This is a genomic window from Pseudomonas sp. 15C (assembly GCF_055484735.1).
This window is the reverse complement of sequence record NZ_JBUDGD010000022.1, coordinates 35,075-56,373: the sequence shown is the minus strand read 5'-3', so window position 1 is coordinate 56,373 and position 21,299 is coordinate 35,075. Positions and strand designations below refer to the sequence as shown.

Below are 21,299 nucleotides of genomic sequence, written 5' to 3'. Positions count from 1 at the left end.
CATGAACAGCACGCTTATCCAGACAGACCGTTTCACCTTGAGTGAAACCGAGCGCTCGGCCATCGAGCACGAGCTGCATCACTACGAAGACCCGCGCGCGGCGTCGATCGAAGCCCTGAAGATCGTTCAGAAGGAACGCGGCTGGGTGCCGGACGGTGCCTTGTACGCGATCGGCGAGATCCTCGGCATTCCGGCCAGCGACGTTGAAGGCGTGGCGACGTTCTACAGCCAGATCTTCCGTCAACCGGTCGGCCGCCACATCATTCGCGTCTGCGACAGCATGGTCTGCTACATCGGCGGCCACGAATCGGTGGTCAGCGAAATCCAGAACAATCTGGGCATCGGCCTGGGTCAGACCACCGCCGACGGTCGTTTCACCCTGCTGCCTGTCTGCTGCCTCGGCAACTGCGACAAGGCACCGGCGCTGATGATCGACGACGACACCTTTGGCGACGTGCAGCCTGCTGGCGTGGCCAAACTGCTCGAGGGCTACGTATGACGCTGACATCTTTTGGTCCTGCCAACCGCATTCAGCGCTCGGCCGAGACTCACCCGCTGACCTGGCGTCTGCGCGATGACGGCGAAGCCGTGTGGCTCGACGAGTACCAGGCCAAGAACGGTTACGCTGCTGCGCGCAAAGCCTTCGCCGACATGGATCAGGACGCGATCGTCCAGACCGTGAAAGACGCCGGCCTCAAGGGTCGCGGCGGTGCAGGCTTCCCCACTGGCGTGAAGTGGGGCCTGATGCCCAAGGACGAATCCATCAACATCCGCTACCTGCTGTGCAACGCGGATGAAATGGAACCGAACACCTGGAAAGACCGCATGCTGATGGAGCAACTGCCCCATCTGCTGATCGAAGGCATGCTGATCAGTGCTCGCGCGCTGAAAACCTACCGTGGCTATATCTTCCTGCGCGGCGAATACACCACCGCCGCCAAGCACCTCAACCGTGCCGTGGAAGAAGCCAAGGCTGCGGGCCTGCTGGGCAAGAACATTCTGGGCAGCGGTTTCGATTTCGAGCTGTTCGTCCACACTGGCGCCGGGCGTTACATCTGCGGTGAAGAAACCGCACTGATCAACTCCCTCGAAGGTCGCCGCGCCAACCCGCGCTCCAAGCCGCCCTTCCCTGCCGCCGTTGGCGTGTGGGGCAAGCCGACCTGCGTGAACAACGTCGAAACCCTGTGCAACGTGCCGGCAATCATCGCCGACGGCGTTGACTGGTACAAGTCGCTGGCCCGCGAAGGCTCCGAAGACATGGGCACCAAGCTCATGGGCTTCTCCGGCAAGGTCAAGAACCCGGGCCTGTGGGAACTGCCGTTCGGCGTCACCGGTCGCGAGCTGTTCGAAGATTACGCCGGCGGCATGCGCGACGGCTTCAAGCTCAAGGCCTGGCAACCAGGTGGCGCCGGTACCGGTTTCCTTCTGCCAGAACACCTCGACGCACAAATGTATGCCGGCGGCATCGCCAAAGTCGGCACCCGTATGGGTACCGGTCTGGCGATGGCGGTGGACGACAGCGTCAACATGGTCTCGCTGCTGCGCAACATGGAGCAGTTCTTCGCGCGCGAATCCTGCGGTTTCTGCACCCCGTGCCGCGATGGCCTGCCATGGAGCGTCAAGCTGCTGATGGCCATCGAACAGGGCAAGGGCCAGCCAGGCGACATCGAGACCCTGCTGGGTCTGGTCGGTTTCCTCGGCCCTGGCAAGACCTTCTGTGCTCACGCACCGGGTGCCGTGGAGCCATTGGGCAGTGCCATCAAATACTTCCGTCCAGAGTTCGAAGCCGGTATCGCGCCTGTCAGCGCCGCCGTCCCGCCTCTGGCAAGGCCGATCGTAGTCGGCGCGTAAACGCTTAAAAAGGCGAAGGGTCCGTGCCCTTCGCCTTTCGTCCGATGACGCCTTTCGGGGCTGACTGGATTCGGACGCATAACAAGATTCCATTAGCCACGCCCGCTGACACCGGGCCAACGAAGACCTTTGAACCATGGCCACTATCCACGTAGACGGCAAAGCGCTCGAAGTCGACGGGGCAGACAACCTGTTACAGGCATGTCTGTCGCTGGGCCTCGACATTCCATATTTCTGCTGGCACCCCGCGCTTGGTAGCGTCGGGGCCTGCCGCCAGTGCGCGGTCAAGCAGTACACCGACGAGAACGACACCCGTGGTCGCATCGTCATGTCATGCATGACGCCCGCCACCGACAACACCTGGATCTCCATCGACGATGAAGAGTCCAAGGCGTTCCGCGCCAGTGTCGTCGAATGGCTGATGACCAACCACCCGCACGACTGCCCGGTGTGCGAGGAAGGTGGTCACTGCCACCTGCAAGACATGACCGTGATGACCGGCCACAACGAGCGCCGTTATCGCTTCAGCAAACGCACCCACCAGAACCAGCAACTGGGCCCGTTCATTTCCCACGAAATGAACCGCTGCATCGCCTGCTACCGCTGCGTGCGTTTCTACAAGGACTATGCCGGCGGCACCGACCTCGGTGTATTCGGCGCCCACGACAACGTGTACTTCGGTCGCGTTGAAGACGGCACCCTCGAAAGCGAGTTCTCCGGCAACCTCACCGAGGTCTGCCCGACTGGTGTGTTCACCGACAAGACCCACTCCGAGCGCTACAACCGCAAGTGGGACATGCAGTTCGCCCCGAGCATCTGCCATGGCTGCTCGAGCGGTTGCAACATCTCGCCGGGCGAGCGTTACGGTGAACTGCGTCGCATCGAAAACCGTTTCAACGGTTCGGTGAACCAGTATTTTCTCTGCGACCGTGGCCGTTTCGGTTATGGCTACGTCAACCGCACCGACCGCCCACGTCAGCCACTGCTGGCCGACGGCACCAAGCTGAGCCTGGACGACGCGCTGGATAAAGCCGCCGACCTGCTGCGCGGCCGCAACATCGTCGGTATCGGTTCGCCGCGTGCCAGCCTCGAAAGCAACTACGCGTTGCGCGAACTGGTCGGCGCCGAGCACTTCTATTCGGGTATCGAAGCCTCCGAACTGGAGCGCATCCGTCTGGTCCTGCAGGTGCTGAAAGACAGCCCGCTGCCCGTACCGAACATGCGCGACATCGAAGATCACGATGCGATCTTCGTCCTCGGCGAAGACCTGACCCAGACCGCCGCGCGCATGGCACTGGCCCTGCGTCAATCGGTCAAGGGCAAGGCTGAAGACATGGCTGAAGCCATGCGCGTGCAGCCTTGGCTCGACGCGGCGGTGAAGAACATCGGTCAGCACGCGCTGAACCCGCTGTTCATCGCCAGCCTCGCTGAAACCAAGCTCGACGACGTCGCCGAAGAATGCGTACACGCCGCTCCCGATGATCTGGCACGCATCGGTTTCGCCGTTGCTCACGCGCTGGATGCCAGCGCCCCGGCCGTTGAAGGCTTGGACGCCGAAGCTCTGGAACTGGCCCAGCGCATCGCCGACGCCCTGCTCGCGGCCAAACGTCCGCTGATCATTGCCGGCACTTCGCTCGGTTCGAAAGCGCTGATCGAAGCCGCGGCAAACATCGCCAAAGCCTTGAAGCTGCGCGAGAAGAACGGTTCGATCAGCCTGATCGTGCCGGAAGCCAACAGCCTCGGCCTGGCCATGCTCGGTGGCGAATCGGTCGACGCCGCGCTGCAAGCGGTGATCGACGGCAAGGCTGATGCGATCGTCGTGCTGGAAAACGATCTGTACACCCGCACCGCCAAAGCCAAGGTCGACGCTGCCCTGAACGCTGCGAAAACAGTGATCGTTGCCGACCATCAGAAAACCGCCACGACCGACCGCGCGCAACTGGTTCTGCCAGCGGCAAGCTTCGCCGAAGGCGACGGTACGCTGGTCAGCCAGGAAGGCCGCGCCCAGCGCTTCTTCCAGGTTTTCGATCCGCAATATCTGGACGCGAGCATTCTCGTTCACGAAGGCTGGCGCTGGCTGCACGCCCTGCGCGCAACCCTGTTGAACCAGCCGATCGACTGGACGCAACTCGACCACGTCACCGCTGCCGTGGCTTCGAGCACCGAACAGCTGGCGCGTATCGTCGATGCCGCGCCGTCGGCGGCGTTCCGCATCAAGGGTCTGAAACTGGCGCGTGAGCCGCTGCGTTATTCCGGTCGCACCGCGATGCGCGCCGACATCAGTGTCCACGAACCACGCATGCCGCAAGACCACGACACCGCGTTTGCCTTCTCCATGGAAGGTTACTCGGGCTCTGCCGAACCGCGTCAGCAGGTGCCGTTTGCCTGGTCGCCGGGCTGGAACTCGCCACAAGCGTGGAACAAGTTCCAGGACGAAGTCGGTGGTCACCTGCGTGCTGGCGATCCGGGCACCCGCCTGATCGAAAGCACCGGCGACTCGCTGAACTGGTTCGCCGCCGCGCCGCGTGCCTTCAACCCGGCGCCGGGTACCTGGCAAGCCGTGCCGTTCTTCCACCTGTTCGGCAGCGAAGAAAACTCTTCGAAAGCCGCACCGGTACAAGAGCGCATTCCGGCACCTTACGTGGCACTGGCGAAATCCGAAGCGGATCGCCTGGGCGTCAACGACGGTGCCCTGCTGAGCCTGAACGTGGCCGGCCAGACCCTGCGTCTGCCGCTGCGCATCAATGAAGAACTGGGCGCTGGTCTGGTGGCATTGCCTGCGGGCATAGCCGGCATTCCACCGGCATTCGCTGGCGTGTCCGTCGACGGTCTGCAGGAGGCAGCGCAATGACCTGGTTCACCCCCGAAGTGATCGATGTGATCCTGACGGTCGTCAAAGCCATCGTGATTCTGCTGGCCGTGGTGGTCGCGGGCGCCTTGCTGAGCTTTGTCGAACGTCGCCTGCTGGGCTGGTGGCAGGACCGTTACGGTCCGAACCGCGTCGGCCCGTTCGGCATGTTCCAGATCGCCGCCGACATGCTGAAGATGTTCTTCAAGGAAGACTGGACCCCGCCGTTTGCCGACAAGGTGATCTTCACCCTGGCACCGGTGGTGGCCATGTCGGCCCTGCTGATCGCCTTCGCAATCATCCCGATCACCCCGACCTGGGGCGTGGCGGATCTGAACATCGGCCTGCTGTTCTTCTTCGCCATGGCCGGGCTGTCGGTCTACGCGGTGCTGTTCGCCGGCTGGTCGAGCAACAACAAGTTCGCCCTGCTGGGCAGCTTGCGTGCCTCGGCGCAGACCGTGTCCTACGAAGTGTTCATGGGCCTGGCCCTGATGGGCATCGTGGTGCAGGTCGGCTCGTTCAACATGCGCGACATCGTCGAGTACCAGGCGCAGAACCTGTGGTTCATCATTCCGCAGTTCTTCGGCTTCTGTACCTTCTTCATCGCTGGCGTCGCCGTGACTCACCGTCACCCGTTCGACCAGCCGGAAGCGGAACAGGAACTGGCTGACGGTTACCACATTGAATACGCCGGTATGAAATGGGGCATGTTCTTCGTCGGTGAATACATCGGCATCATCCTGATCTCGGCGCTGCTGGTCACCCTGTTCTTCGGTGGCTGGCACGGTCCGTTCGGCATCCTGCCGCAACTGTCCTTCGTCTGGTTCGCACTGAAGACCGCGTTCTTCATCATGCTGTTCATCCTGCTGCGCGCGTCCATCCCGCGTCCGCGTTATGACCAGGTGATGGATTTCAGCTGGAAATTCTGCCTGCCACTGACCCTGATCAATTTGCTGGTGACCGCTGCGGTTGTGTTGTTGAACACGCCTGCGGTTGCGGTTCAGTGAGGATTTGACCCATGTTCAAATATATTGGCGACATCGTTAAGGGTACCGGTACCCAGTTGCGCAGCCTGGTCATGGTCTTCGGCCATGGCTTTCGCAAGCGTGACACCCTGCAATACCCGGAAGAACAGGTCTACCTGCCGCCGCGCTACCGTGGCCGCATCGTCCTGACCCGCGACCCCGATGGCGAAGAACGCTGCGTAGCCTGCAACCTGTGCGCCGTGGCGTGCCCGGTGGGTTGCATCTCGCTGCAGAAAGCTGAAACCGAAGACGGTCGCTGGTACCCGGACTTCTTCCGTATCAACTTCTCGCGCTGCATTTTCTGCGGTCTCTGCGAGGAAGCCTGCCCGACCACCGCGATCCAGCTGACCCCGGATTTCGAGATGGCCGAGTTCAAACGTCAGGACCTGGTGTACGAGAAAGAAGATCTGTTGATCTCCGGCCCCGGCAAAAACCCTGATTACAACTTCTATCGTGTTGCAGGTATGGCAATCGCTGGCAAGCCGAAAGGCGCTGCGCAGAACGAAGCCGAACCGATCAACGTGAAGAGCTTGCTGCCTTAAGGAAGAACGATGGAATTCGCTTTCTATTTCGCATCGGGTATCGCGGTGGTGTCCACGCTTCGTGTGGTCACCAACACCAACCCTGTGCATGCCCTGCTCTACCTGATCATCTCGTTGATCGCCGTGGCCATGACCTTCTTCGCCCTCGGCGCACCGTTCGCCGGTGTACTGGAAGTGATCGCCTACGCCGGCGCCATCATGGTGCTGTTCGTGTTCGTGGTGATGATGCTGAACCTGGGCCCGGCCTCGGTTCAGCAGGAACGCACCTGGCTCAAGCCCGGCATCTGGGCAGGACCGGTGATTCTTGCCGGGCTGCTGCTGGCCGAACTGCTGTATGTGCTGTTCGCTCACCAGAGCGGTCAGGCCATCGGCCACACCACCGTAGACGCCAAGGCCGTGGGCATCAGCCTGTTCGGCCCGTACCTGCTGGTGGTCGAACTCGCCTCGATGCTGCTGCTCGCCGCAGCCGTCACGGCGTTCCATTTGGGCCGTAACGAGGCGAAGGAGTAAGACATGCCTGCTATCCCTCTCGAACATGGTTTAGCCGTAGCCGGCATCCTGTTCTGCCTTGGTCTGGTCGGCCTGATGGTCCGCCGCAACATTTTGTTCGTGTTGATGAGTCTGGAAGTGATGATGAACGCCTCTGCCCTGGCCTTCATCGTTGCGGGCGCCCGCTGGGCGCAGCCGGATGGACAGATCATGTTCATCCTGGTGATCAGCCTGGCAGCCGCCGAGGCCAGTATTGGCCTGGCGATCCTGCTGCAACTGTATCGCCGCTTCCACACGCTCGATATCGACGCTGCCAGTGAGATGCGCGGATGAACCTGATCTTTCTGACTTTCGTATTTCCTTTAATCGGTTTCCTGCTGCTGTCGTTCTCCCGTGGACGCTGGTCGGAAAACCTCTCGGCGCTGGTCGGCGTGGGTTCCATTGGCTTGTCGGCGATCGTCACCGCTTACGTCATCTGGCAATTCAACGTCGCGCCTCCCGAAGGCGGTCACTACACGTTGGTGCTGTGGCAGTGGATGGCGGTGGAAGGCTTCAAGCCTGATTTCGCCCTCTACGTCGACGGCCTGTCGATCACCATGCTCGGCGTGGTGGTCGGCGTCGGTTTCCTGATCCACCTGTTCGCGTCCTGGTACATGCGCGGCGAAGCGGGCTACTCGCGCTTCTTCTCGTACACCAACCTGTTTATCGCCAGCATGCTGTTCCTGGTGCTCGGCGATAACCTGTTGTTCCTGTACTTCGGCTGGGAAGGCGTGGGCCTGTGCTCGTACCTGTTGATCGGTTTCTACTACAGCAACCGCAACAACGGTAATGCCGCGCTCAAGGCCTTCATCGTGACCCGGATCGGTGACGTGTTCATGGCCATCGGCCTGTTCATCCTGTTCCAGCAAGTGGGCACGTTGAACATCCAGGAACTGCTGGTGCTGGCACCGCAGAAATTCCAGGTCGGCGACTTCTGGATCACCCTGGCCACCCTGATGCTGCTGGGTGGTGCGGTCGGCAAATCGGCACAACTGCCGCTGCAAACCTGGCTCGCCGATGCGATGGCCGGCCCTACCCCGGTGTCGGCACTGATTCACGCTGCGACCATGGTAACCGCCGGTGTCTACCTGATCGCCCGTACCCACGGTCTGTTCACCCTGGCACCGGACATCCTGCACCTGGTCGGGATCGTCGGTGGCGTGACGCTGGTTCTCGCTGGTTTCGCCGCTCTGGTTCAAACCGACATCAAACGTATCCTCGCCTACTCGACCATGAGCCAGATCGGCTACATGTTCCTGGCGCTGGGCGTCGGTGCCTGGGATGGCGCGATTTTCCACTTGATGACCCACGCCTTCTTCAAGGCGCTGCTGTTCCTTGCTTCCGGTGCGGTGATCGTTGCCTGCCATCACGAGCAGAACATCTTCAAGATGGGCGGTCTGTGGAAGAAACTGCCACTGGCCTACGCCAGCTTCATCGTTGGTGGTGCTGCACTGGCCGCGCTGCCACTGGTCACCGCAGGCTTCTACTCCAAGGACGAAATCCTTTGGGAAGCGTTCGCCAGCGGCAACCACGGTCTGCTCTACGCCGGTCTGGTCGGTGCGTTCATGACGTCGCTGTACACCTTCCGCCTGATCTTCATCACGTTCCATGGTGAAGCCAAGACCGAAGCCCACGCTGGTCACGGCATCGCACACTGGCTGCCGCTGTCGGTGCTGATCGTTCTGTCGACTTTCGTCGGCGCGATGATCGTGCCGCCGCTGCACGGCGTTCTGCCAGAAAGCGTCGGGCATGCCGGTGGCGAAGCCAAGCACAGTCTGGAAATCGCCTCGGGCGCCATCGCCCTGGCCGGTATCCTGCTGGCGGCCCTGCTGTTCCTTGGCAAGCGTCGTTTCGTCACGGCGATCGCCAACAGCGGCATCGGCCGTTTCCTTTCGGCCTGGTGGTTCGCTGCCTGGGGCTTCGACTGGATCTACGACAAACTGTTCGTCAAGCCGTACCTTGCGATCAGCCATGTACTGCGCAAAGACCCGCTCGACCAGACCATCGGTCTGATCCCGCGTATGGCCAAGGGGGGTCACACTGCCCTGAGCCGTACCGAGACCGGTCAACTGCGTTGGTATGCCGCCTCGATGGCTGCTGGTGCCGTGCTGGTAATCGGCGCCATCGTGCTGGTAGCGGTCTGATATGAACCTTGCGAATTTGCGAAAGGAAACGAGCCCGTCATGATTCTGCCTTGGCTAATCCTGATCCCCTTCATCGGCGGCCTGCTGTGCTGGATGGGTGAGCGCTTCGGCGCTACCCTCCCGCGCTGGATTGCGCTGTTGACCATGACCCTGGAACTCGCCCTCGGCCTCTGGCTGTGGGCCCACGGTGACTATTCATTTGCACCGGCGCCGGGCGCCGACCCGACCTGGGCGCTTGAGTTCAAGCACGTCTGGATCCAGCGTTTCGGCATCAACGTGCACCTGGCCCTCGACGGCCTGTCGCTGTTGATGATCCTGCTGACCGGCCTGCTGGGTATCCTTTCGGTACTCTGCTCGTGGAAAGAGATTCAACGTCACGTTGGCTTCTTCCACCTGAACCTGATGTGGATCCTGGGCGGTGTGGTCGGCGTGTTCCTCGCCCTCGACCTGTTCATGTTCTTCTTCTTCTGGGAAATGATGCTGGTGCCGATGTATTTCCTCATCGCGCTCTGGGGTCACAGTTCTTCGGACGGCAAGAAAACCCGGATCTACGCAGCAACCAAGTTCTTCATCTTCACTCAGGCTTCCGGCCTGATCATGCTGGTGGCGATCCTCGGTCTGGTGCTGGTCAACTTCAACAACACTGGCGTGATCACCTTCAACTACGCCGATTTGTTGAAAACCAAGATGTCGATGACCACCGAGTACATTCTGATGCTCGGTTTCTTCATCGCCTTCGCGGTCAAGCTGCCCGTGGTGCCGTTCCACTCGTGGCTGCCTGATGCCCACGCCCAGGCACCGACGGCCGGTTCCGTCGACCTCGCCGGTATCCTGCTGAAAACTGCGGCCTACGGCCTGCTGCGTTTCGCCCTGCCGCTGTTCCCGAATGCCTCGGCCGAGTTTGCGCCGATCGCCATGACCCTCGGTCTGATCGGGATCTTCTACGGTGCGTTCCTGGCCTTCGCTCAAACCGACATCAAGCGTCTGATCGCCTTCTCCTCCGTTTCCCACATGGGTTTCGTGTTGATCGGCATTTACTCCGGCAGCCAACTGGCCCTGCAGGGCGCAGTGATCCAGATGTTGGCGCACGGTCTGTCGGCGGCGGCCCTGTTTATCCTCAGCGGTCAGTTGTACGAGCGTCTGCACACTCGTGACATGCGTGAGATGGGCGGCCTGTGGTCGCGTATAGCATACCTGCCGGCGATCAGCCTGTTCTTTGCGGCGGCGTCGCTCGGTCTGCCGGGTACCGGTAACTTTGTCGGCGAGTTCCTGATCCTGATCGGTTCCTTCGCCAGCGCTCCATGGGTCACAGCCATTGCAACGTCCGGTCTGGTGTTCGGTTCGGTGTATTCGCTGATCATGATCCACCGTGCCTACTTCGGCCCGTCGAAATCCGACACCGTGCTGCACGGTATGGACGCACGCGAACTGATCATGGTGCTCGGCCTTGCGGTGCTGCTGATTTACCTCGGCGTCTACCCGCAACCGTTCCTCGACACCTCTGCCGCCACGATGCATGGCGTGCAGCAGTGGCTCGGCACCGCCTTCACTCAACTCGCTTCGGCCCGGTAAGAGCGCTATGGAATTCACGATTCAACACTTTATTGCGCTTGCGCCACTGTTGATCACCAGCCTCACCATTATCGTGGTGATGCTGGCAATCGCCTGGCGCCGCAACCACTCGCAGACCTTCCTGATCTCGGTCGCTGGTCTGAACCTGGCCTTGCTGTCGATTTTGCCGGCGCTGAAAGTCGCGCCGCTGGCCGTGACCCCGTTGCTGCAGATCGATACCTTCGCTTGTCTGTACATGGCGCTGATCCTGGTCGCCACCCTCGCCTGCGTCACCCTCGCCCACGCCTACCTGGGTGATGGCGGTTCGGGCTACCCGGGCAACCGCGAAGAACTGTACCTGCTGATCCTGATGGCCGCCGCCGGTGGTCTGGTGCTGGTCAGCGCGCAGCACCTGGCCGGTTTGTTCATCGGCCTGGAACTGCTGTCGGTACCGGTTTACGGTCTGGTGGCTTACGCCTTCTTCAACAAGCGTTCGCTGGAAGCCGGCATCAAGTACATGGTGCTGTCGGCGGCCGGTTCCGCGTTCCTGCTGTTCGGTATGGCGCTGTTGTATGCGGACGCAGGCTCGCTGAGCTTCGTCGGTATCGGTCAGGCGCTGGCTGCAACGGGTCTGCCGAGTTCGCTGGCACAACTGGGCCTGGGCATGATGCTGATCGGTCTGGCTTTCAAGCTGTCGCTGGTACCGTTCCACCTGTGGACGCCGGACGTTTACGAAGGTGCGCCGGCCCCGGTGGCGGCGTTCCTCGCCACGGCTTCGAAGGTGGCGGTGTTTGCGGTGATGGTGCGTCTGTTCCAGATCTCCCCTGCCGCCAGCAGCGGTGTGCTGAGCGACGTGCTCAGCGTCATCGCCGTCGCGTCGATCCTGTTCGGTAACCTGCTGGCCCTGACCCAGAGTAATCTCAAGCGTCTGCTCGGTTATTCGTCCATCGCGCACTTCGGCTACCTGCTGATCGCTTTGGTGGCGAGCAAGGGTCTGGCGGTGGAAGCCATCGGCGTGTACCTGGTCACCTACGTGATCACCAGCCTCGGCGCCTTCGGCGTGATCACCCTGATGTCGTCGCCGTACAACGGCCGCGACGCCGACGCCCTGTACGAATACCGCGGCCTGTTCTGGCGCCGTCCGTACCTGACCGCCGTGCTGACCGTAATGATGCTGTCGCTGGCCGGTATCCCGCTGACCGCAGGCTTCATTGGCAAGTTCTACATCATTGCCAGCGGTGTCGAATCGCACCAATGGTGGCTGGTCGGTGCGCTGGTGCTGGGCAGCGCCATCGGCGTGTTCTACTACCTGCGCGTGATGGTCACCCTGTACCTGATCGAGCCGAACCTGCGGCGCCACGACGCCCAATTGCACTGGGAACAGAAGGCAGGCGGCGTCATGCTGCTGGCCATCGCCCTGGTCGCGTTCTTCCTGGGTGTCTATCCGCAGCCATTGCTGGTGCTGGTACAACAGGCGGGACTGGCGGGCTGATTGCTCTGTTAGAACTGGAAACAAAAAACGGCACCTTCGGGTGTCGTTTTTTTTTGCGCGGGTTTTCCGCAGCAAACAGTACGTGGCGAGCGCCGCGTCCGGTCCGGCTTACGGAGTCGAGGTCTTTTTCCCACACGCCAGTTGCGATGTCTCTCCTCCCCTCTATCGAACCTTCTCACCCCACCTGTTGACGCTTCCTACAGGTGTTTTTGCTACCGGCGTCTAGCGTTGAATAAGCAGCGAAATGGATGGCTCGGAAGCCTTGACCGATTCGCTTTTTCAGGACAACACTATACGTAGGCAGCGTACAAAACATGGATGCTCTTTTTATCGAACTCCCTGCGTTTCAGAAGCACCGCGACGATTACCTGGACGAGGACCTGTTCCTCAGTTTTCAGTTGGAATTGCTGAAAAACCCCGAAGCAGGCGATCTCATCGAGGAAACCGGAGGGCTACGAAAAATCCGCTTTTGCGATCAACGAAGAGGCAAAGGCAAGCGCAGCGGATTACGCATCATTTATTACTGGTGGTCAGGCTTCGATCAGTTCTGGCTGTTCACCGTCTACAGCAAAAGCGATCAAGACGACCTGACGCCGGTGCAGAGAAAACTGTTCAGGCAAACGCTGGATCGAGAACTCAACACGAGAACCCACTATGAAACGTGACATTTTTTCCGAACTGATGGATGGCCTCGACGCCCTGACCGATGAGCGCCAAGGCAAGATCACGCTGCGCACCCACAAGGTCCAGTTGCCCAAACTGGTGCCGATCACCGCCGAAGAAGTGGTCGCCATCCGTCAACAGCTCAACCTCTCCCGATCGGTGTTCGCGATGTATCTGCGCACCAACACCCGCACGCTCGAGAACTGGGAACAAGGTCGAGCTACGCCCAATGCCCAAGCGACGACATTGATTCGTCTGGTCGAACGTTTTCCGCAGACGATCGAACAGCTGGCGGCACTGAGCTGAAATTGAAGGCTCAATCCACCTGTCTGGTGGAATAAAAAACGCCCTTGCTCGATAAGAAAGGGCGTTGAGTCCGTCCAGAAGTTTGATCAGGGCTTTACAGTAGACGGTACATCGTTAATTGTCTGAACAACTCGAATTTGGTGCTTGCCGATTCGCCAAGCGTGATTCAATGCCCACTCTTCACCATTGACGTAGACATCTGCCAGATGGGAGCCATCTACGTTTTCGCCGCAACCATGAGGAGTCGGCACTCGACCATTTTTTCACCTCATGGAAGCCAACCAGCGAAGATCAATTCACGTCCCCACGATAAAGTGCATGCAGACTTATTACTCAAAAGCCAAAAAAAATTAAAAAAATTATGAAAAGGTATAAAGAAACACGACCAACCTGTCAGGTCTGACAGGTTACGACTCTCCCATTTTTCGTTAGCGTGACCCTACCAGGCATTCCCCTGATGCCACCTCATCTGGTAGGAGCTGCACACTCATGGCCGACGACATCCCCTCGCTGATGAACGCCCTCATCAAGTCCGACGCCCCGTTGAAAAGAGGCCGCCGCGGCTTCGCAGCCGCCATGCAGAAAATGGGCTTCACCTCAATCTTCGATATCGTGCGCCTGCCCAGGTCCGCCTCCGCTCGTCAATTGGCCCGGTACAGCGATGCCAATGCCGATGCGAAATCACACTGGAGCCTGACCTTCCCCAACCCGACTGCCCAGTTGGCGATGCTCCAATCTGTCCCAGACATCATCGTGCACATCAGCTACACCGCCCGCTGCAAAGGTGGTTCGCTATGAATGAACACCAGCAGCCGCCGCACCAATCGACGATGCAAATCAACACCCCGGCCCTGCCCAAGGGTGGCGGCGCCATTCAAAGCATCGGCAAGGGTTCGGCCGGCGTAGGCAGCAAGGGTACGGCGTCGCTCGAACTGCTTTTGCCGATTTCAACCGGGCGTGGTTTTGCCCCTGCGCTGGGGCTGGGTTACAGCAGCAGCACCGGCAACAGCCCCTGCGGCATCGGCTGGCAACTGACGGTCGACGCGGTAACCCTGCGCACGGTCAATGGCGTGCCGGCGTATGACGGCAGCGACCAGGTGGTGGGCCCTGACGGTGATGTGTGGATGCCCGAGCGCAATGAAAGCGACGGCGAGCTGATTTCCCGCAGCGCCAGAACCTACAACGGCCTTGCCCTGCCCACCACCTATTCCGTCGTGCGTCACTGGCCGCGGGTCGAGGGTGCCTTCACCCTGATCGAGCACTGGTCGACCCTGGTGGACAAGCCCGGTTTCTGGCTGCTTCACGGCGCCGACGGCAGCCTGCATATTTATGGCAGCACCGCCAATTCGCGCCGGGCCGATCCGAACGACCCGCAGCGTGTCGGCGTGTGGATGATCGAGGAAAGCCTCAATACCCGTGGTGAACACATCGTCTACGAGTACAAGGCCGAAACAGACCTCCCCGCTGCCCCGCAGTATCGTGACTACCGAGCTCAGCGCTATCTCAAACGCGTGTGTTACGGCAACGAAAAGGCTTTTGCGCATCTGTACGCCTGGGACACCGGCAGTTGGGAAAACCAGCTGTGGCACTTTCAGCTGCTGTTCGACTATGGCGAGCGCAGCAGCGATCTTGAAACAGTGCCGACCTTTGCCGAGCAGCAGCCCTGGCCCGAGCGCAGCGACCCTTACTGGATCTACGCCTATGGTTTCGAATTAGGTAACCGACGCCTGTGCCGACAAGTGCTGATGTTTCATCATTTCCCCGAAGAGCTGGGCGATGAGCCGGTGCTGGTGCAGCGCCTGCTCCTGCAATATCGCTCCGATCTGCTTGGCTACAACCACTTGATTGCCGCTCACCAGCAGGCTTACGACGGGCTCGGCCAGATCGAAAGCCGACCGCCCATGGAGTTCAGCTACAACGCGTTCGACCTCGCCCCGACACCCCAGGGCTGGAAAAAATTTCTCGACATGCCCGGCCTCAACGACGGTCAGCAGTATCAGATGGTCGACCTGTACGGTGAAGGCCTGTCGGGTGTGCTGTGTCGCTATGACCAGGCCTGGTATTACCGCGAGCCATTGCGCGCAAAGGCCGGCGGCGACGAAGTCGTCTACAGCGAGTGGAAACGCCTCGAACATGTGCCGACGGCTGACTCTGGCAAACCGATTCGTCAGTCCCTCACCGACCTGACCGGCGATGGCAAGCTCAACTGGGTCCTCGCCACGCCGGGCATGTGCGGATATTTCACCCTCGGCCCGGACCGCAACTGGTCGGGATTTGTGCCGTTCGATGCATTTCCCGGCGAGTTTTTCCACCCGATGGCACAGACTGCAGACCTGGTGGGTGGCGGCCTGAGCGACCTGACACTGATCGGCCCGCGCAGCGTGCGCCTGTATGCCAACCGTCGCGCAGCAGGATTCACCGACGCCATCGATGTACCTCATCGAGAAAAAACCGCCGCGGGCGACGACGATTACCTGCCCGTGCTCAGCAACAGCCCGACCGAAGTCGTTGCGTTCGCCGATGTCATTGGCAGTGGTCAGCAACATCTGGTGCGCATCCGTCACAACGAAGTCAAATGCTGGCCGAATCTGGGCCGTGGGCGTTTCGGCAAGGGTTTTGTGCTGTGCGCCCTGCCCTTCGCCTACAGCGAATTCAATGCCTCCCAAGTGCTGCTCGCCGACCTCGACGGTTCGGGTGCGGCTGATCTGATCTACCTGGAAACCGCGCGCCTGCGGGTGTTCATGAATCAGGCTGGCAGCGGCTTTGCGCAGAACTCAGTCGATCTGCCCTGGCCGGAGGGCCTCGCCTACGACCGGCTCTGGCAGGTCAGCAGCGCCGACCTGCAAGGCCTCGGCTGTTCCAGCCTGATCGTGACGCTGCCGCACATGTCGCCCCGCCACTGGCATTACGACTTCGTCAACGTCAAGCCGTATTTATTGAACAGAAGTTGCAACAACATGGGCGCCAGCAGCGGCGTGACTTACCGCAGCTCGGCGCAGGAATGGCTGGATGAAAAACGTGAGCAGATCGCCGAAGGGGTCGACAACCCGGTTTCAGCACTGCCGATGGCCATGCATTTGGTTAGTCGGCAAACCCAATGCGATGAAATCACCGGCAACAGGCTGATGCAAATCTTCAGCTATCGCGGCGGTTACTACGACCGCTTCGAGCGCGAATTCCGCGGTTTTCGTCTTTTGCTGCAAAACGACACCGAAGCATCGCCAGCCGAACGTGCGACCGCCGGCTTCACCGCGCCCATCCTCAGCAAGACCTGGTTCCACACCGGCGAGGCCATCGATCCGCCGAGAACCGGTTATTACGACGGCGATGTGGAAGCGGTCGAGCTCAAGCCGACTTTGCTGCAGAACTACCATTTCAATGACGGTTCGGCGCAATCCTTCACAGTGGCCGATGACGACAGCGCCCGAGAGATCGCCCGTACCTTGAGCGGCCGGGTGCTGCGCTCGGAGGTCTACCCGGCGGACGATAACCCGGATACCGCCGTGCCCTATGTGGTACAGGAGCATCGCTACGGCGTGCGGATATTACGGCCTAAAAGCAAATATCAACCGTACGCGGTGATCTTGCCGCTGGATGTCGAATCGCTGAGCTACCAATACGAGCCATCGCTGGCTGACGATCCGTTGTGTCAGCACCAACTGAGCCTTGAGTGGGACGCCTACGGCAGCAGCCTGCATGGTTTCACGGTGAATTATGCGCGACGCCGGACCCTCGCCGACACGCCACCGTTCAGCGATGAACGTCAGCAGAACTGGTGGCGCCACGCCCATGACGATGCGCAACAGAAATGGTATCTGAGCCAAGTCAGAGCGCAACCGATCCACCTGCCGGATATCGAGGCATGGCGCCTGCGCCTGTCCTTCCAGCAGCGCAGCAATGCACTGGTGCTGGAAAAAGCCGCGCTGAGCGCGCAGCAGATCAACCACGAACACTTCTTGCAGATGAGCGGCGACGACGGCGAATGGGCGAAACAGGCCGTGCTGGCCAGCCTGTCATTGCAGCGCTATATCAACCCGCAAAATGCTCAGACCCTTGAACCCGGCGAGGCCACCTTTGCGGGTCTGCCGGGGTATGGGGAAAGGGCGGAACTGGATGCCATCGCCCTGAGCGCTTACGACAAACTCAAGAATGCCGACGGCGAAATGCCCTTCAATCTGAAAGAAAAACTCGAATCGCCAGAAGTCGGCTATCACATCATGCCGCTGTTTTTGCCGACAGCCGCAGAGACCGCAATCGCCGATCCGGACGATGCGAAGAACTATTTGTGGTCGGTGCACCGAGGCTTCCCCACTTACCACGGGTTCGACAGCTTTTATAACCTGGAGAAATACCGCGAAACCCGTAGTCACGGCGAAACCCTGATCATCTATGACGCGTACGGGTGCCTGACCACCGCCGTGACCTTGCCCGACGGTTGCACCACCCGCAGCCTCGATGTGGATTACCGCACCTTTCTGCCAGCGTCCATCGAAGACGCCAACCGCAATATCCAGGAAGCGCGCTACAACGCGTTCGGCGAGCCGTTGGTCACCAGTTTCCATGGCACCGAACTGGGCGAGCCGGTGGGCTTCGACCCATTGAGCAGCTACGTGCCGCCGCCGGATCGCGATCCGATGGGTGCCATTGCCGACCCGAAAAACGCCATTGGCCGGTTCGCCAGCGCCAGTTTCTGGGACACCTTCAGCTGGATGGGCCGCATCTCACGCAACCCGCCACCTGCACCGGACTGGTTGGAGTGGGCAAAGAATCACGGTTTCATACTGCCCAGCGGGCACCTTTGCGATCACGCCCGACAACACCTCGCCGGTCTGGAAAATCCCGACGCCAACGAGACGCTGCTGCGGCAGCAGATCGACGCAGCGCAACGCGAACCGGTGTACTCCGTCGCGCTGCTGGCGGACCGTTATCCCGATGACCCCGAGATGCAAGTGCGGGTCAGTATCGCCTGCCTCGACGGCTTCGGCCGCTCGTTGCAGACCAAGCAGGAAGTAGAATCGGGCATATCCTGGCAGGTCGGTGAAAACGGCGAGTTGATTCTCAACGCCAACGGCCAACCGATAGAAGCCGAGGTACCGCGACGCTGGCGCGTCAGCGAACCGGTGGAATACAACAACAAAGGTGAAAAAGTGCGGATCTACCGGCCCTACTTCGCCGATCAGCCGCGCTACATCAATGACCGGTCAATGCGCGCGCATGCCTTTCATGATCAGCAGTTCTACGACGCCGCAGGACGTCCGACCGAAACCGTGCTGGCGAAACAAATGCTGCAGGGCAATCCGCCGACGATGAAACACCTGCGCCGGCAAGTCTGGTACTGGATCTGGTGCAACGTGGCCTTCGACGAAAATGATTTGTTCGAGCCTCCACCGGAACAACGGCGGCGCAACTGGTGGTCGTGAATCCGGGCATCCACGCACAGACGCCGCACCTGAGCGTCACCGACAACCGTGGCTTACCAGTGCGGCAGGTGGCCTACTGGCGCGAGGACGCCAGCGAACCCGAGGCGCGCATCACATCCCGTCACCATGACGCTGCCGGGCGGCTGGTGGCACAGCGAGACCCGCGCTTGTTCGCCGACGCGTCAGCCCCAGCCGACCTCGCCACGGTGTATTCACTGACGGGACAGGCGCTGACGACGCTCAGTGTCGACGCCGGCTGGCGCGTCAGCCTGCTGGGCGAAGCACGTCAACCGCTACACGGTTGGGATGGCCGGGGCAGCCAACGCAGCATCGAGTACGACGAACAGCTGCGGCCACTGGCAGTGTTCGAACACGCGCACGATGGCGAGCCTTTGTGCGCCGAACGTTATGGTTATGGCGGCAGCGATCCGACGCTCACCGCACGTAATCAGTGCGGGCAACTGATTCGGCACGATGATCCGGCCGGCGCGCAGTTGTTCGAACAGTTCGGATTGACAGGTGGGGTTGTGCAGCAGACTCGGCATTTTCTGCGCTCACTCGATTCTCCCGACTGGCCCGAATCGCTGCCCGACCGCGACGTCTCGCTCGAACCCGGCGCAGGGGCTACGAGCTGTTCGGTTTTCAATGCCCTGGGCGAAACCATTGAACAGACTGACGCCAAAGGTCACCGCCAGTTCTTCGCACTGAGCCTCGCCGGACAGTTGCACGAAGTGCGCCTGCAACTGGATAAACAACCCCAACCGAAAACTCTGGTCAACGCCATCCAGTACAACGCACAAGGCCAGACCGAGCAGGAAACCGCCGGCAACGGCGTGATCACCGTATTGCACTATGCGTCCGAAGATGGTCGCCTGACCCGACTGCAAGCCAGACGCAACGACGAACTGCTGCAAGACTTGCACTATGCCTATGACCCGGTCGGCAATGTCATCAGCATCAACGACGCCGCACTGCCGGTTCGCTACTTCGCCAACCAGCGCATCGAGCCGATCAACCGCTATGGGCATGACAGCCTCTATCAGTTGGTCAAAGCAACGGGATGGGAGGCTGGTGGCGCCAATCAGGGCCCGTCGTTTTCGGCATTCAACGACCCGGCCGCAGTCACCCAGTACACCCAGACCTATCGCTATGATCGCGGTGGCAACCTGCTGGAACTGATTCACGGAGGCGCGCAAGGACATGGCCATCGCCTGCTCGCCGCCGCCCAAAGCAACCGCTGCCTACCCGTATTGGATGGCGTGGAACCGGACGAAGAAGATTTCCGTAACGGCTTCGATGCCAACGGCAATCTGCTCGCCCTGCAACCGGGGCAGTCTTTACATTGGAATCTGCGCAACCAGCTGCGCGAAGTCCGACCTGTTGAGCGTGACGGAGCGGCTGGCGATCTCGAGCGATACGAGTACGGTGCCGACGGCATGCGCCTGCGCAAAGTGCAGCAGATCCAAACCAACGCCCGGACACTGATCGCTGAAGTACGTTATCTGCCGAATCTGCAAATCCGCACCCACAGCGGCACGGGCGAAACGTTGCAGGTCATCAGTGTTCAGGCCGGGCGTAGCAGCGTGCAGGTTCTGCACTGGGAATCCGAACCGCCCCAAGGCATCGCCAACGATCAACTGCGTTACAGCCTCAACGACCATTTGGGTTCCTCCACGATGGAACTCGACCTCACGGGCCAGATCATCAGTCATGAGCGTTATCACCCTTTCGGCACCACCGCATGGTTTGCCGGGCGCGGGGAAATCGAGGCGAGTTATAAAACCCTGCGCTATTCGGGCAAAGAGCGCGATGCGACGGGGCTTTATTACTATGGGTTCAGGTATTACGTGGCGTGGATGCAACGCTGGATCAATCCTGATCCAGCGGCGGATGTTGATGGCTTGAACCTTTATCGTTTTGTCCGCAATAACCCGATCATGTGGGTAGATGTCGAAGGCTTGGCGCCGGTGACGCTTTTATATGGATTTGAACATGTCAGGTCACGTGTCCTGAATGGCCTTGCCACAGCGTCGCCACAACAAAGCTTCGTTCGTATCGATGAAATCAATGACGCTCTCCAAATCAATATGGAAAACGCTTCTTCTGACTTTGAAGGGTTCAATGAAATGATCCGCGAAGGCATTGAAGTAGAAGACGACAACGTCGATTACTTTATGCAGGCCACCCCCAGTTACCAAGGTACTCCTGCAGAGGCCCGAAAGTTGCTGCAAGGTTGGTCCGACTATTTGAAAAGTAACGCTGCGGCATTTGATATCACCCGAAAAATCCAGAGTTATGAAACAAAATCCACCAAGGAAGTCGGCCAATTCTGGAAGAAAAACCTACGTGAGCCGCTGTCGGAGCACGATGTCCAACATGTTACTTCAACGCTACAAGACAGTCCCGAGGCGTTGTTCTCCTTGCGCACTGCCAGTTCGATCAAAGCAGGAGACGCCGTGATCAACTGGCAGTTCCGTCAATTCTCAAAGCTGGCGTTGGACTGGATGGCAGGCACCTCTGAAGCTGGGGAAAACTCAGGCGTGGTGTTTTTGGATGTCATTGCCCGATCCCCCGATTTTGTGTTCAAAGAGTTTGCACAAGAAACGTTTACAACCAAACCTTACAAAGACGCCGGAGCGGTCTATGGAAAATCCTATAACCCGATTACACATTCCGAACGTCGCCATCTACAAAAGCAAATGGCCAAGCCCGGCTCAAATTATGCCAAAAGAGTACAAATGATCGGTCTTGATCAGGCCAGGCAGTTGTCGAACGCATAGACTTCCAGGAGCCAGATAAAACACCAGAACGACGCAGGATTCCCATTACATGACGAAATTGTAATTCCCCATCACCTCTGCGTTATCCGCAGCTTGCAACGATGTCACCCGGCGACCATGCCGGCAGCCCCTGCTCCGCCGAACAACAA

15 protein-coding genes are annotated in these 21,299 nt (G+C 60.0%); all 15 read left to right on the top strand.

Annotated features, from left to right (window positions below; translation table 11 throughout):
* The first annotated feature begins 1 nt into the window (after position 1).
* The 15 genes from nuoE (at position 2) to ACYYKW_RS13670 (ending at position 21,150) form a co-directional block, all read left to right on the top strand.
* The gene (gene nuoE / locus ACYYKW_RS13740) at positions 2-499 is read left to right on the top strand and encodes an NADH-quinone oxidoreductase subunit NuoE (RefSeq protein WP_003223804.1); all 498 of its coding nucleotides are present in this window, start codon (positions 2-4) and stop codon (positions 497-499) included.
* Entirely contained in the window at positions 496-1,851 is a 1,356-nt protein-coding gene (gene nuoF / locus ACYYKW_RS13735) for an NADH-quinone oxidoreductase subunit NuoF (RefSeq protein WP_064363636.1), read from the top strand. The genes nuoE and nuoF overlap by 4 nt, the downstream gene beginning before the upstream one ends.
* 136 nt (positions 1,852-1,987) lie before the next feature.
* A complete protein-coding gene (nuoG, locus tag ACYYKW_RS13730; RefSeq protein ID WP_464990364.1) occupies positions 1,988-4,702 on the top strand; it encodes an NADH-quinone oxidoreductase subunit NuoG in 2,715 nt (904 codons plus the stop codon).
* Positions 4,699-5,706: an NADH-quinone oxidoreductase subunit NuoH gene (gene nuoH / locus ACYYKW_RS13725; RefSeq protein ID WP_206416385.1), complete on the top strand. Its 1,008-nt coding sequence runs from the start codon at positions 4,699-4,701 to the stop codon at positions 5,704-5,706. The genes nuoG and nuoH overlap by 4 nt, the downstream gene beginning before the upstream one ends.
* An 11-nt stretch (positions 5,707-5,717) precedes the next feature.
* The gene (gene nuoI / locus ACYYKW_RS13720) at positions 5,718-6,266 is read left to right on the top strand and encodes an NADH-quinone oxidoreductase subunit NuoI (RefSeq protein ID WP_016775283.1); all 549 of its coding nucleotides are present in this window, start codon (positions 5,718-5,720) and stop codon (positions 6,264-6,266) included.
* A gap of 9 nt (positions 6,267-6,275) precedes the next feature.
* The gene (nuoJ, locus tag ACYYKW_RS13715; RefSeq protein ID WP_090284375.1) at positions 6,276-6,776 is read left to right on the top strand and encodes an NADH-quinone oxidoreductase subunit J; all 501 of its coding nucleotides are present in this window, start codon (positions 6,276-6,278) and stop codon (positions 6,774-6,776) included.
* Between the two features lie 3 nt (positions 6,777-6,779).
* Complete coding sequence (nuoK, locus tag ACYYKW_RS13710) at positions 6,780-7,088, top strand: NADH-quinone oxidoreductase subunit NuoK (protein WP_003180046.1); 309 nt, start codon at positions 6,780-6,782, stop codon at positions 7,086-7,088.
* A complete protein-coding gene (gene nuoL, locus ACYYKW_RS13705) occupies positions 7,085-8,938 on the top strand; it encodes an NADH-quinone oxidoreductase subunit L (protein WP_336355931.1) in 1,854 nt (617 codons plus the stop codon). The genes nuoK and nuoL overlap by 4 nt, the downstream gene beginning before the upstream one ends.
* 39 nt (positions 8,939-8,977) lie before the next feature.
* Complete coding sequence (nuoM, locus tag ACYYKW_RS13700) at positions 8,978-10,510, top strand: NADH-quinone oxidoreductase subunit M (protein ID WP_090284379.1); 1,533 nt, start codon at positions 8,978-8,980, stop codon at positions 10,508-10,510.
* Positions 10,511-10,517: 7 nt separating this feature from the next.
* Positions 10,518-11,981 (top strand): NADH-quinone oxidoreductase subunit NuoN, encoded by a 1,464-nt coding sequence (nuoN, locus tag ACYYKW_RS13695; protein ID WP_093100567.1) that lies wholly within the window; start codon positions 10,518-10,520, stop codon positions 11,979-11,981.
* Between the two features lie 314 nt (positions 11,982-12,295).
* Positions 12,296-12,646, top strand: coding sequence for a toxin (locus ACYYKW_RS13690; protein WP_464990363.1), 351 nt, complete (start codon positions 12,296-12,298; stop codon positions 12,644-12,646).
* Positions 12,636-12,950 (top strand): helix-turn-helix domain-containing protein, encoded by a 315-nt coding sequence (locus tag ACYYKW_RS13685; RefSeq protein ID WP_464990362.1) that lies wholly within the window; start codon positions 12,636-12,638, stop codon positions 12,948-12,950. Before ACYYKW_RS13690 ends, ACYYKW_RS13685 begins: the two co-directional genes overlap by 11 nt.
* Before the next feature lie 489 nt (positions 12,951-13,439).
* Complete coding sequence (locus tag ACYYKW_RS13680) at positions 13,440-13,748, top strand: hypothetical protein (RefSeq protein WP_464990361.1); 309 nt, start codon at positions 13,440-13,442, stop codon at positions 13,746-13,748.
* Positions 13,745-18,370, top strand: coding sequence for a SpvB/TcaC N-terminal domain-containing protein (locus ACYYKW_RS13675; protein WP_464990360.1), 4,626 nt, complete (start codon positions 13,745-13,747; stop codon positions 18,368-18,370). The genes ACYYKW_RS13680 and ACYYKW_RS13675 overlap by 4 nt, the downstream gene beginning before the upstream one ends.
* Positions 18,361-21,150, top strand: a complete 2,790-nt coding sequence (locus ACYYKW_RS13670) for an RHS repeat domain-containing protein (protein WP_464990359.1) — start codon at positions 18,361-18,363, stop codon at positions 21,148-21,150. The genes ACYYKW_RS13675 and ACYYKW_RS13670 overlap by 10 nt, the downstream gene beginning before the upstream one ends.
* The last annotated feature ends 149 nt before the right edge of the window (positions 21,151-21,299 follow it).